This window comes from Micrococcus sp. KRD077, assembly GCF_017168505.1.
Classification (GTDB): Bacteria; Actinomycetota; Actinomycetes; order Actinomycetales; family Micrococcaceae; genus Micrococcus; species Micrococcus luteus.
On record NZ_JABFAZ010000038.1, the window covers coordinates 1 to 13,228 of the forward strand.

The following is a 13,228-nucleotide window of genomic DNA, read 5'->3' on the forward strand; positions in this document are numbered from 1 at the left end:
CGTGGGCACCCGAGGATGCCCCCCGGCCCCTGTGGCTCGGCGGCATCCACTGGCCCGGCGAGCGGGGGGTGGCCGCGACCTCGGACGGGGACGTGGCCGCCCACGCGGCGTGCAACGCCCTGCTCTCCGCCGCCGGCCTCGGCGATCTCGGGGCCGTGTTCGGCGTCGACCGGCCCGAGATGGCGGACGCGTCCGGCGCGGACATGCTCCGCGAGGTGCTGCGCCTGCTGACGGAGGCGGGCCTCGCCGTCGGGAACGTGGCGGTCCAGGTGGTCGCCCCCCGGCCCAAGGTGGGCGCGCGCCGCGCGGAGATGGAGGCCGCCCTGTCCGCCGCCCTCGGCGGGGCCCCCGTGTCCGTCTCCGCCGCCACCACGGACCGGCTGGGGTTCATCGGGCGCAAGGAGGGGCTGGTCGGGATCGCGACCGCGCTCGTCATCCCTGCGGCCTGAGTCCGCGCCGGCGCACCGACTAGGCTGGCAGAGCCCCGTCAGGACCCCGCCCCTCCGGAAGGACCGCGCCCCATGGCCCAGCGCTTCTACGACACCCGCACCGCGCAGGTCCGGGACTTCGAGCCCCTCGTGCCCGGCGAGGCGTCGGTGTACTACTGCGGGGCCACGGTGCAGGGCATGCCGCACGTGGGCCACGTGCGCAGCGCGATCGTGTTCGACATCCTCATCCGCTGGCTCGAGGCCACCGGGCTGCGCGTCACCTCGGTGCGGAACGTGACGGACATCGACGACAAGATCCTCGAGCGCTCGGCCGCCTCCCACGAGGCCGGCTTCGAGGCCTCGGACCTCTACCCGGCCCGCGAGCCGTGGTGGGCCCTGGCCTATCGGTTCGAGAAGGCGTTCGACGCCGCCTACCTCGCCCTCGGCGTCCGCCGTCCCACCTACGAGCCGCGCGCCACCGGCCACGTGCCCGAGATGTTCGCGCTCATCGAGCGCCTGATGGAGCGCGGCCACGCCTACCCCGCGCAGGACGGCTCGGGCGACGTCTACTTCGACGTCCGGTCGTGGGAGCGCTACGGCGAGCTCACCCGCCAGCGCGTGGAGGACATGCAGGACGCGCCCGACGCCGACCCGCGCGGCAAGCGCGACCCCCGCGACTTCGCCCTGTGGAAGGGCGCCAAGCCCGGCGAACCCGCCACCGCCGTGTGGGAGTCGCCCTGGGGGGCCGGCCGCCCCGGATGGCATCTGGAGTGCTCGGCCATGTCCACGAAGTACCTCGGCACCGAGTTCGACATCCACGGCGGCGGCCTGGATCTGCGGTTCCCGCACCACGAGAACGAGCTGGCCCAGTCTGCGGCCGCCGGTGACGGCTTCGCCCGCTTCTGGCTGCACAACGGGCTCGTCACCTACGGCGGGGAGAAGATGTCCAAGTCCGTGGGCAACACGATCTCCCCCGAGGAGATGCTCGGCATGGCCCGCCCGACGGCGGTGCGCTACTTCCTGGGGCAGGCCCACTACCGCTCCCAGCTCGACTACCGGCCCGGCGCCCTCGACGAGGCCGAGGCCGCCGTCGAGCGCATCGAGGGCTTCACGGCCCGCGCCCGGGCCGCGGGTGCCGTCCCGCCCGCCCCCGACGGGGCGCTCGCGGACCGCGTGCCCGCCGCCTTCCGCGCCGCCATGGAGGACGACCTCAACGTGCCCCAGGCGCTCGCGGCCCTGCACGAGGCCGTGCGCGCCGGCAACTCGGCGCTGGCCGGGCAGGACCTCGACGCCGCGGCCGCCCGCCTGGCCGAGGTGGAGGCCATGACCGCGGTGCTGGGCCTGGACGACGTGCCCGAGGGCGACGACGCCGCGGCCGGCCCGGTGTCGGACGCCCTCGACTCGCTCGTCCGGTCGCAGATCGAGGCGCGGGCGCAGGCCCGCGCGGACAAGGACTGGGCCACCGCGGACCGCATCCGCGACGCGTTGGCCGCGGCCGGCGTCGTGGTGGAGGACGGCGCCGACGGCGCCACATGGCGCCTGGCGGACTGACACCTAGACTGGAGGGCGATCCGGCGGCGCCCCGCGTGCCGCCGCCCCCGTCCCCGGCACGCAGGAGTCCCGCCATGTCCACCGCACCCCGCTCCGGCGGATCCCGCAAGCCCAAGGGCAAGAAGGGCCCCATGAAGGGCACCGGCGGCCACGGTCGCAAGGCGCTCGAGGGCCGCGGACCCACCCCCAAGGCCGAGGACCGGGTCTACCACAAGGCGCACCGCGCCAAGCAGCTGGCCGAGCGCTCGGCCGCCAAGCGCGGTCCCGTGAAGGACCAGGTCCGCGGCCGCGTGAAGCTCACGGATGAGACGGTCTCCGGTCGCAATCCCGTGCTCGAGGCGCTGCGCGCGGGCATCCCGGCCAAGGCGCTGCACGTGGCCGTGCGCATCGAGATGGACGACCGCGTCAAGGAGGCCCTGCGCCTCTGCCTCGAGCAGGGCGTGCCGGTCCTGGAGAACACCAAGCCGGAGCTGGACCGCCTCTCCGGCGAGGCCGTGCACCAGGGCATCGTGCTGCAGATCCCGCCCTATGAGTACGCGGACGCCACGGCCCTGGCCCTCGACGCGCTCGCGAAGCACGAGAAGGGGCACCTGCGGACCCCGCCGCTGCTGATCGCGCTCGACGGCATCACCGACCCCCGCAACCTCGGCGCCATCATCCGGGCCGGCTCCGCGTTCGACGCGGACGGCGTGATCGTGCCCGAGCGCCGCTCCGTCGGCGTGACCGCCACCGCCTGGCGCACCTCGGCCGGCGCGGCCGCGCGGGTGCCCGTGGCCCAGGCCGGCAACCTGAACACCACCCTCGTCGACCTGCACAAGGCCGGCTACTTCGTGCTGGGCCTCGACGGCGGCGGGGACGTCTCGCTGCCCGGGCTCGCCCTGGCCACGGAGCCGCTCGTGCTCGTGGTGGGGGCCGAGGGCAAGGGTCTGTCCCGCATGGTGCGGGAGCACTGCCAGCAGATCGTGTCCATCCCGATCGACTCGACGATGGAGTCCCTCAACGCCTCGATGGCGGTGGGCATCTCCCTGTACGAGATCTCGGTGCAGCGCGCCGGCGGGCGCTGACCTCCACGGCGCCCCCGCCCGGGATGACGGCCAGGCGGGGACGCGGGTGTCGCACACGGCGCCGACGCGGGCAGAGTGTCTACAGTGACGTCGATCACATGGCAGGATGTCGCGTGGATACGCGCACGTCTTGCCTGTGATGCGTGTCACCGCGCACAGTGTCTGCACTGTGTCCGACGGGCCCCCGTCGGCGAGCGCATCCCGCACCGCACCATCAGAACGAGGTCCGTCTCATGAAGCACCGCTCCCTCTCCCTCACCGCCGCCCTCGCCGTCGCCGCCCTCGGGCTCACGGCGTGCGGTGACTCCGGCTCCGGCGGCTCCGGCTCGTCCTCCGCCGCCGGCGGCGACGGCTCCTACACCGTGGGCATCAACCAGCTCGTCTCCCACCCGGCGCTCGACGGCGCGGCCGAGGGCTTCAAGGAGGCGTTCAAGGACGCCGGCCTGGACGTGACGTTCGAGGAGCAGAACGCCCAGGGCGAGCAGGCCACCGTCACCTCGATCGCCTCCACCTTCGCCAACGACGGGGACGTGGACCTCGTGGCCGCGATCGCGACCCCCGCCGCACAGGGCACCGTCTCGGCCGTGAAGGACAAGCCGGTCGTGTTCATGGCGGTCACCGACCCGAAGGGCGCTGAGCTCGTGGCCTCGGACGAGGCCCCGGGCGGCAACGTCACCGGCGTCTCGGACCGCAACCCGGTCAAGGAGCAGCTGCAGCTGCTCAAGGACGTGAAGCCGGACGCCACGACCGTCGGCATCGTCTACAACTCCGGCGAGGCCAACTCCAAGGTCCAGGTGGACCAGGCCAAGGAGGCCGGCAAGGAGCTGGGCCTCGAGGTCAAGGAGGCCACCATCACCAACTCGTCCGAGGTCCAGCAGGGCGTGCAGTCCCTGTCCGGCGTGGACGGCATCTACGTGCCCACGGACAACGCCGTCGTCTCGGCGTTGGAGACCGTGGTCGGCTACGGCAAGGAGCAGCGCATCCCCGTCATCTCGGCGGACATCGACTCCGTCGAGCGCGGCGCCCTGGGCACGTACGGCATCGACTACACGGCGCACGGCAAGCAGGCCGGCGAGATGGCTGTGAAGATCCTCAAGGACGGCGCGAAGCCGGCCGAGCTGCCCGTGGGCTACGCCGACCCGGCCAACCTGCAGCTCGTGCTGAACCCGCAGGCCGCCGAGGCCTACGGCGTCGAGATCCCCGCCGAGCTCAAGGACAGGGCCGACCAGCTCGTCGAGGGCTGATCCCGCGCCTGCCCGCCTCCGCGGCGGCCCGGACCACGGGGTCCGAGCCGCCGCGGAGCACGTCGGCGGCCGGCCCACCCCGTCCCGCCGTCGTCCGTCCCCCTCGCCCCGCCCGAAAGGCACCCACCCCATGCTGACCGCAGTGGAACTGGGTCTGATCTACGCCGTCGTCGCGCTCGGCGTGTACCTGACCTTCCGCATCCTCGACTTCCCCGACCTCACGGTGGACGGCTCGTTCACCACCGGCGCCGCCACGGCCGCCGTGCTCATCACGGGCGGCACGCCGGTGCCCCTGGCCATGCTCGCCGCCTTCGTGGCGGGCGCGCTCGCGGGCCTCGTCACCGGCCTGCTGCACACCAAGGGCCGGATCGACGGCCTGCTCGCCGGCATCCTCACGATGATCGCGCTCTACTCGATCAACCTGCGGATCATGGGCAAGGCCAACATCCCCCTGCTCGGCCAGGACACCCTGTTCACGTGGCTCGACGACCTGGGCCTGGCCCGGAACTGGGGCTCGATCCTCGTGCTCTTCCTCGGCGTGTTCGTGGTGAAGCTGATCCTCGACTGGTTCCTGCACACGGACCTGGGCCTCGCCCTGCAGGCGACCGGTGACAACGAGGAGATGATCCGCTCGTACGGCGTCTCCACGGACCGGATGAAGATCCTCGGCCTCATGATCTCCAACGGCCTCGTGGCCCTCGGCGGCTCCCTGCTGGCCATGTACCAGGGCTTCGCGGACATCTCCATGGGCATCGGCCTCATCCTCGTGGGCCTGGCGTCCGTGATCGTGGGCCAGGCCGTGTTCGGCCAGCGCACGGTCTTCTGGGCGACGCTCGCCGTGATCGTCGGCGCCGTGCTCTACCGCCTGATCATCCAGTTCGCCCTCAACGCGGGCCTGAGCCCGAACGACATGAAGCTGATCTCCGCGGCTCTCGTCGTCGTGGCCCTGCTGCTGCCGCGCTTCGGCTTCGCCAAGCGCCTGAGCCTGCGCACTCGGGGCACGGCCGCGACCCCGGGGCCGGCCGCCGCCGCACCGGCCACCGCCGGCATGCCCCTGACCGGCGAGCCGGGCGGCGCCGCCCCCGCCGCATCCGTCCCCGAGGAGGCCCCCCGTGCTTGAGATCTCGCAGGTCTCCAAGACCTTCTTCCCGAACACCGTCAACGAGCGGCGCGCCCTGCAGGGCATCGACCTGCACCTGGCCGAGGGCGACTTCGTCACCGTGATCGGCTCCAACGGCGCCGGCAAGTCCACGATCCTGAACACGATCGCCGGCAAGCTGCTCCCGGACACCGGCACCGTGGCCGTAAGCGGCAAGGACGTCACCCGCATGCCGGACCACCGCCGCGCGGCCTCGATCGGCCGGGTGTTCCAGGACCCGACGGCGGGCACGGCACCGAACCTCACGATCGAGGAGAACATGGCCCTGGCCTGGCGACGCGGGCACGCCCGCGGGCTCTCGCGGGGCGTCTCCCGCGCCCGGCGCGCCACGTTCCGCGACGAGCTCACGAAGCTCGAGCTCGGCCTGGAGAACCGCCTCACCGCCAAGGTGGGGCTGCTCTCCGGCGGCCAGCGTCAGGCGCTGAGCCTGCTCATGGCCACGTTCTCGGGCCCGAAGATCCTGCTGCTGGACGAGCACACCGCCGCCCTGGACCCGTCCCGGGCGGAGCTGGTGACCCGTCTGACCCGGCAGGTGGTGGCCGAGCACCGGCTCACCACGCTGATGGTCACGCACAACATGTCCCAGGCCCTCGAGGTCGGCAACCGGCTGATCATGATGCACGACGGCCGGATCATCCTCGAGCTGGACGAGCAGGAGAAGGCCGGGCGCACCCCGGCGGACCTGTTGGCCGAGTTCGCCAAGATCAAGGGTGCCGTCGTGGACGACAAGACCATGCTGTCCTGAGCGCTCCGTCCGGCGCCCCCGTGTCCCCGGCCCGCCCCTCCGCCCCACGGCGGGCGGGCGGGCCGGCCGTTCTCACCGGCGCGGCCGCGGGGTAGCGTCGTGGCGTGAGCACCGTGAAGCCCGACACCCAGAGCGCCACCGCAGCCGATGTCCGCCTCCAGACCGTCACGGGGCGCATCCCGGTGACGGACGTGCAGCCCGTCGTGCTGGACGGCCGGTTCCCGGCGAAGGCCGTGGTCGGTGAGGACATCCCCGTCCGCGCCACCGTGTTCCGCGAGGGCCACGACTCCGTGCGCGCCACCGTCCGTCTGCTCGACCCGGCCGGCGCCGAGGTGCAGCGCGTGCAGATGCGTCCGGGCCGGCCCGGGCTGGACGAGGTCGTGGCCACGCTGCGGCCCGCCGAGCCGGGCCTGCACCAGTTCGTGGTCGAGGGCTGGGACGACCCGGTGGGCACGTGGAAGCACGCGGCCACCGTCAAGATCGCCGCCGGCGTCGACGTGGAGCTGATGCTCGCCGAGGGCGCCGCCCTGTTCCGCCGGGCCGCCGAGGACGCGGAGCGCTCGGCCGAGGACCGCGCCGTGTTCGAGGAGGTCGTTCGCGGCCTCGAGGACGAGTCCCTCATCCCGGCCCAGCGCCTGGCCTCCGCCGAGTCGGCGGAGGTGTCCGCCGTCCTCCACGCCCGCCCCGTGCGGGAGCACCTCACGAGCTCCGAGCTCTACCCGCTGGACGTGCAGCGCGAGCTCGCCGGCCGCGGTGCCTGGTACGAGTTCTTCCCCCGCTCCGAGGGCGCCCGCTTCGACGAGGCCTCCGGCACGTGGTCCTCCGGCACCTTCGCGACGGCGGCCGACCGGCTCCCGGCGGTCGCCCGGATGGGCTTCCAGGTGGCCTACCTGCCGCCGATCCACCCGATCGGCACCACGCACCGCAAGGGTCCGAACAACACGCTGACGGCCGGGCCGCAGGACCCGGGCTCGCCGTGGGCGATCGGCGGGCCCGAGGGCGGACACGACGCCGTGCACCCGGACCTGGGCACCGTCGAGGACTTCGAGGCGTTCGTGGCCGCGGCCGCGGACGAGGGCCTCGAAGTGGCCCTGGACCTGGCCCTGCAGTGCTCCCCGGACCACCCGTGGGTCACCGCACACCCGGAGTGGTTCACCACCCGCGTGGACGGCACCATCGCGTACGCGGAGAACCCGCCGAAGAAGTACCAGGACATCTACCCGCTGAACTTCGACAACGACCCGGACGGCCTCGCCCAGGCGGTGCTGGACGTGGTGCGGGGCTGGGTGGCCCGCGGCGTGCACATCTTCCGCGTGGACAACCCGCACACCAAGCCCCTGTGGTTCTGGGAGTGGCTGATCGCGAAGGTCCGCGCCGAGGAGCCGCGCGTCGTGTTCCTCGCCGAGGCCTTCACCCGTCCCGCGATGATGCACGCCCTGGGCAAGGTCGGGTTCCAGCAGTCCTACGGGTACTTCACCTGGCGGAACACGGCCGAGGAGCTTGCGGAGTACCTCCAGGAGATCTCGCACGAGACGCCGGCGTTCTATCGCCCCAACCTCTTCGTCAACACGCCGGACATCCTCACGGAGTACCTGCAGCACGGCGGCCCGGGCGCGTTCCGGATCCGCGCCGTCGTCGCCGCCACGGCCAGCCCGCTGTGGGGCGTCTACGCCGGGTTCGAGCTGTTCGAGCACGTGGCCCGGCCGGGCGCGGAGGAGTACATCGACAACGAGAAGTACGAGTACCGCCCCCGGGACTGGGAGGGCGCGGAGGCCGCGGGTGCCTCGCTCGCCCCGTACCTCACCCGGCTCAATGAGATCCGCGCGGCACACCCGGCGCTGGGCGACCTGCAGAACCTGACCCTGCACGCCTCGACGCACCCGGACCTGCTCGTGTTCTCGAAGACGCGCTCGGCCCGGCCCGAGGGTGCGCACCGGGACGCCGAGGCGGTCACCGACGCCGGTCCCGCGGAGGACACCCTGATCGTCGTCGTCACCACGAACCCGCACGACGTCGTCGAGGCGACCCTGGACCTGGACCTCGAGGCGCTGCGTCTGCGCCCCGAGGACCGCGACGCGTCCGGGGCCGTCGAGGTGGAGGACCTGCTCACCGGCCAGCGCTGGCGGTGGGGCCGCACCCCGTACGTCCGCCTGGACCCGAACGTCGAGCCCGCCCATGTCCTGCGGGTCGTCCGGAACGGCTGAGCCGCTCCCGACGCCCGCCGTCCCCAGAACAGGAATCGCCATGACCCCGTCCGCCGCCCCCCGTCCCGCCGTCGCCCCGCTCGCCGTGGACCCGGAGGTGCTGGCCGCCGTCGCGCAGGGCCGGCACCACGATCCGCACACCGTGCTGGGCGCCCACCCGCATCCCGACGGCGCCGCGGTCACCTACCGCGTGCTGCGCCCGCTGGCGCGCACGGTCACGGTGGTCCGCGCCGGCGACGGGCAACGCGTGGAGCTGACGCACGAGCACGACGGCGTGTTCGCGGGCGTGGCCCCGACGCCCCGTGTGGCCGGGGCCGCCGCGGGCGACTACCGCGTCGAGGTGGCATACGAGACCGAGGACGGCACGACCGGCCCCGTCCAGGAGCAGGACGACGCGTACCGGCACCTGCCCACGCTCGGCGAGCTGGACCTGCACCTGATCGGGGAGGGCCGGCACGAACGGCTGTGGGAGGTGCTGGGCGCCCGCGTGGTCCGCACCTCCGCGGGCGAGGCCGTCGGCACGGCCTTCGCGGTCTGGGCGCCGAACGCGCGGGCCGTGCGCGTGGTGGGCGACCACAACGGCTGGGACGGCCGGACCCATGCCATGCGGTCCCTCGGCTCCTCCGGCGTGTGGGAGCTGCTGGTGCCTGGCGTCGGTCACGGCGACCGCTACAAGTTCGAGATCCTCGGCCGGGACGGGCTCTGGCGGCAGAAGGCGGACCCGATGGCCCGTTGGACGGAGGTCCCGCCGGCCACGGCCTCGCGTGTGCTCGAGTCCGACTACGCCTTCGGGGACCGCACCTGGATGGAGCGCCGCCGTCTCACGGACCCGCACGAGCGCCCGCTGAGCATCTACGAGGTGCACCTGGGCTCGTGGCGGCCCGGGCTGGACTACCGCGAGCTGGCCGAGCAGCTCGTGGAGTACGTGCAGTGGCTCGGGTTCACGCACGTGGAGTTCCTGCCGGTCGCGGAGCATCCGTTCGGCGGGTCCTGGGGCTACCAGGTGACCGGCTACTACGCCCCCACCTCCCGGTTCGGCTCCCCGGACGAGTTCAAGCACCTGGTAGACGCGCTCCACCGGGCGGGGATCGGCGTCATCGTGGACTGGGTGCCGGCGCACTTCCCGAAGGACGAGTGGGCGCTCGCGCGCTTCGACGGGACCGCCCTGTACGAGCACCCGGACCCGCGGCGGGGCGAACATCCCGACTGGGGCACCCTCGTGTTCGACTTCGGCCGCACCGAGGTCCGCAACTTCCTCGTGGCCAACGCGCTCTACTGGCTCGGCGAGTTCCACATCGACGGGCTGCGCGTGGACGCCGTCGCCTCGATGCTCTACCTGGACTACTCGCGCGAGGACGGGCAGTGGGAGCCCAACGTGCACGGCGGCAACCACAACCTCGAGGCCATCGACTTCCTGCGCGAGGTCAACGCGACCGTGTACCGCCTGCACCCCGGCGTCCACATGATCGCGGAGGAGTCCACGGCCTTCTCCGGGGTGAGCGCTCCCGTGGACGCGGGCGGTCTCGGCTTCGGCAAGAAGTGGAACATGGGCTGGATGCACGACACCCTGGCCTACCTGTCCCAGGACCCGGTCAACCGCCGGTGGCACCACGAGCAGTGGACGTTCTCCATGGTGTACGCCTACTCGGAGAACTACGTGCTGCCGCTGTCCCACGATGAGGTCGTCCACGGCAAGGGCTCCCTGCTGGGCCGCATCCCGGGCGACCGACGGCAGCAGCTGGCGACCCTGCGCGCCTACTACGGGTACATGTGGGCGCACCCCGGCAAGCAGCTGCTGTTCATGGGCGGGGAGTACGCGCAGCCGAGCGAGTGGTCCGAGGGCGAGGGCCTGGACTGGCCCGTCTCGTGGGATGAGGCGCACCGCGGGGTCCAGCTGACGATCCGGGAGCTCAACGCGCTCTACCGCAGCAAGCCGGCGCTGTGGTCGCTGGACCACAGCCCGGAGGGATTCTCGTGGGTGGACGGCGGCGACGCCGACGGCAACACGCTCGTGTTCCTCCGCATGCCCGCGGCGCAGGTGGTGCCGGAGACACGGATCGACGACGACGGCGCCGCGGTCCCGGCCGCTGAACCGGGCGGCGCCCCGCTGCTGTGCATCACCAACCTCTCGGGGTCGCCGCGTCAGGGGCTGCGCGTGGGGGTGCCGTCCGCGGGGGAGTGGACGGTGGTGCTGGACACCGATGCGACCGACTTCCACGGTGACGGCTGGCGGGAGCAGACCGGCCAGTCCGAGGTGATCGCGGCACACGAGGGCCAGTGGCAGGGCCAGCCGGCCCACGTCACGGTGAACGTGCCGGCGCTGACCACCCTGTGGCTCCAGCCGACCCTGGACACGACGGCCACGCCCTGAGGAGTGGTGCACGTCACGGCCGGGGGTGACGGCGCTGGAGCGTCGAACGGGGCGGGCCAGGCCGAAGGAATCCGCGAGAACAGGCGGAAACCGGCCGCCCACCCTTGACCGCACGCCGGGTGCCGCCCCTGATTTTGTGTTCGGTGGGATTCGTGTGTAGAGTTCCATCTCGTGCTCAAGACGCCGACCGGGTGACCGGGAGGCGGGGTGAAGAACACAGAATCCGCGGATTCATGCCGAGAATGGCAGGTCCCCCTGATTTTGTGTTCGGTGGGATTCGTGTGTAGAGTTCCATCTCGTGCTCAAGACGCCGACCGGGTGACCGGGAGGCGGGGTGAAGAACACAGAATCCGCGGATTCATGCCGAGAATGGCAGGTCCAGGGCGGGTGGTGCTCACCGGGTGCGCGGCCGGCAGTGATGCGGGTCGGGATTCCTGAAGAAGATGATCTGGTTTGACAGCCGGGAATCATGTGGTAAGCTTTTCAAGGCCTTCCACGTGGATGGTCCGGTGAGTGTCTGACACCGCGTTGAGCGGAGTTGACATGGTCGGATCACGTGGTAAGGTTTTCTAGCCCGGCCATGTGAACGGACGGTGAATGCTTCGGACACGGAGTTGACACGGTCGAAACGGATGGTCTAGGATGGAGAAGTTGCTCCAGAGCGAAACGGCCCGCGGAGCGGGTCGCTGAAGCTGGAAGCGCCTGTTGTTTGAGAACTCAATAGTGTGCCAAGTTTGTTGATGCCAATTGTTTTAACACATATTGGTTGATCATCGCCTGCCACCCCCGTGGTGTGGTGATGGTTTGCTAGGTATTGAATGGATGTCGTGGTGGTTATTTCCGGCTGCCACGGTGTTGTTCTGTAATTTTTTTACGGAGAGTTTGATCCTGGCTCAGGATGAACGCTGGCGGCGTGCTTAACACATGCAAGTCGAACGATGAAGCCCAGCTTGCTGGGTGGATTAGTGGCGAACGGGTGAGTAACACGTGAGTAACCTGCCCTTAACTCTGGGATAAGCCTGGGAAACTGGGTCTAATACCGGATAGGAGCGTCCACCGCATGGTGGGTGTTGGAAAGATTTATCGGTTTTGGATGGACTCGCGGCCTATCAGCTTGTTGGTGAGGTAATGGCTCACCAAGGCGACGACGGGTAGCCGGCCTGAGAGGGTGACCGGCCACACTGGGACTGAGACACGGCCCAGACTCCTACGGGAGGCAGCAGTGGGGAATATTGCACAATGGGCGCAAGCCTGATGCAGCGACGCCGCGTGAGGGATGACGGCCTTCGGGTTGTAAACCTCTTTCAGTAGGGAAGAAGCGAAAGTGACGGTACCTGCAGAAGAAGCACCGGCTAACTACGTGCCAGCAGCCGCGGTAATACGTAGGGTGCGAGCGTTATCCGGAATTATTGGGCGTAAAGAGCTCGTAGGCGGTTTGTCGCGTCTGTCGTGAAAGTCCGGGGCTTAACCCCGGATCTGCGGTGGGTACGGGCAGACTAGAGTGCAGTAGGGGAGACTGGAATTCCTGGTGTAGCGGTGGAATGCGCAGATATCAGGAGGAACACCGATGGCGAAGGCAGGTCTCTGGGCTGTAACTGACGCTGAGGAGCGAAAGCATGGGGAGCGAACAGGATTAGATACCCTGGTAGTCCATGCCGTAAACGTTGGGCACTAGGTGTGGGGACCATTCCACGGTTTCCGCGCCGCAGCTAACGCATTAAGTGCCCCGCCTGGGGAGTACGGCCGCAAGGCTAAAACTCAAAGGAATTGACGGGGGCCCGCACAAGCGGCGGAGCATGCGGATTAATTCGATGCAACGCGAAGAACCTTACCAAGGCTTGACATGTTCTCGATCGCCGTAGAGATACGGTTTCCCCTTTGGGGCGGGTTCACAGGTGGTGCATGGTTGTCGTCAGCTCGTGTCGTGAGATGTTGGGTTAAGTCCCGCAACGAGCGCAACCCTCGTTCCATGTTGCCAGCACGTAATGGTGGGGACTCATGGGAGACTGCCGGGGTCAACTCGGAGGAAGGTGAGGACGACGTCAAATCATCATGCCCCTTATGTCTTGGGCTTCACGCATGCTACAATGGCCGGTACAATGGGTTGCGATACTGTGAGGTGGAGCTAATCCCAAAAAGCCGGTCTCAGTTCGGATTGGGGTCTGCAACTCGACCCCATGAAGTCGGAGTCGCTAGTAATCGCAGATCAGCAACGCTGCGGTGAATACGTTCCCGGGCCTTGTACACACCGCCCGTCAAGTCACGAAAGTTGGTAACACCCGAAGCCGGTGGCCTAACCCTTGTGGGGGGAGCCGTCGAAGGTGGGACCAGCGATTGGGACTAAGTCGTAACAAGGTAGCCGTACCGGAAGGTGCGGCTGGATCACCTCCTTTCTAAGGAGCATCAGTGCCCGTTGCATCACCGCGTGTGTGATGGCGGGTTGCTCATGGGTGGAACATCAA

The 13,228-nt window shown here is 70.1% G+C and carries 8 protein-coding genes and 1 rRNA gene; all 9 read left to right on the plus strand.

Translation table 11 applies throughout. From position 1 onward, the window contains the following. On the plus strand, positions 1 to 449 hold a 449-nt coding region (gene ispF / locus J1M39_RS09600; protein WP_206496726.1), incomplete at its 5' end, for a 2-C-methyl-D-erythritol 2,4-cyclodiphosphate synthase. A gap of 72 nt (positions 450 to 521) precedes the next feature. Next, on the plus strand, positions 522 to 1,979 hold the full coding sequence (gene cysS / locus J1M39_RS09605) for a cysteine--tRNA ligase (protein ID WP_135019832.1): 1,458 nt from the start codon (positions 522 to 524) through the stop codon (positions 1,977 to 1,979). 74 nt (positions 1,980 to 2,053) lie between these two features. Then, positions 2,054 to 3,043: a 23S rRNA (guanosine(2251)-2'-O)-methyltransferase RlmB gene (rlmB, locus tag J1M39_RS09610; RefSeq protein ID WP_036382443.1), complete on the plus strand. Its 990-nt coding sequence runs from the start codon at positions 2,054 to 2,056 to the stop codon at positions 3,041 to 3,043. A gap of 233 nt (positions 3,044 to 3,276) precedes the next feature. After that, positions 3,277 to 4,287 (plus strand): ABC transporter substrate-binding protein, encoded by a 1,011-nt coding sequence (locus J1M39_RS09615; protein WP_135019831.1) that lies wholly within the window; start codon positions 3,277 to 3,279, stop codon positions 4,285 to 4,287. A gap of 130 nt (positions 4,288 to 4,417) precedes the next feature. Continuing rightward, positions 4,418 to 5,407 carry an ABC transporter permease gene (locus tag J1M39_RS09620; protein WP_036341456.1) on the plus strand — a complete coding sequence of 330 codons (990 nt, stop codon included), beginning with the start codon at positions 4,418 to 4,420 and terminating at the stop codon, positions 5,405 to 5,407. After that, positions 5,400 to 6,191: an ABC transporter ATP-binding protein gene (locus J1M39_RS09625; protein ID WP_002855120.1), complete on the plus strand. Its 792-nt coding sequence runs from the start codon at positions 5,400 to 5,402 to the stop codon at positions 6,189 to 6,191. The genes J1M39_RS09620 and J1M39_RS09625 overlap by 8 nt, the downstream gene beginning before the upstream one ends. A 104-nt stretch (positions 6,192 to 6,295) precedes the next feature. Next, entirely contained in the window at positions 6,296 to 8,395 is a 2,100-nt protein-coding gene (locus J1M39_RS09630; RefSeq protein WP_144860067.1) for a maltotransferase domain-containing protein, read from the plus strand. 40 nt (positions 8,396 to 8,435) lie between these two features. After that, positions 8,436 to 10,766: a 1,4-alpha-glucan branching protein GlgB gene (glgB, locus tag J1M39_RS09635; RefSeq protein ID WP_069941551.1), complete on the plus strand. Its 2,331-nt coding sequence runs from the start codon at positions 8,436 to 8,438 to the stop codon at positions 10,764 to 10,766. A gap of 870 nt (positions 10,767 to 11,636) precedes the next feature. Further along, positions 11,637 to 13,159, plus strand: a 16S ribosomal RNA gene (locus tag J1M39_RS09640). The last annotated feature ends 69 nt before the right edge of the window (positions 13,160 to 13,228 follow it).

What these genes read in the sequence shown, in the direction of transcription:
- J1M39_RS09620 (WP_036341456.1), top strand. Translation starts at nt 4,418, where the DNA reads ATGCTGACCGCAGTGGAACTGGGTCTGATCTACGCCGTCGTCGCGCTC.
- J1M39_RS09615 (WP_135019831.1), top strand. Translation starts at nt 3,277, where the DNA reads ATGAAGCACCGCTCCCTCTCCCTCACCGCCGCCCTCGCCGTCGCCGCC.
- cysS (WP_135019832.1), top strand. Translation starts at nt 522, where the DNA reads ATGGCCCAGCGCTTCTACGACACCCGCACCGCGCAGGTCCGGGACTTC.
- glgB (WP_069941551.1), top strand. Translation starts at nt 8,436, where the DNA reads ATGACCCCGTCCGCCGCCCCCCGTCCCGCCGTCGCCCCGCTCGCCGTG.
- rlmB (WP_036382443.1), top strand. Translation starts at nt 2,054, where the DNA reads ATGTCCACCGCACCCCGCTCCGGCGGATCCCGCAAGCCCAAGGGCAAG.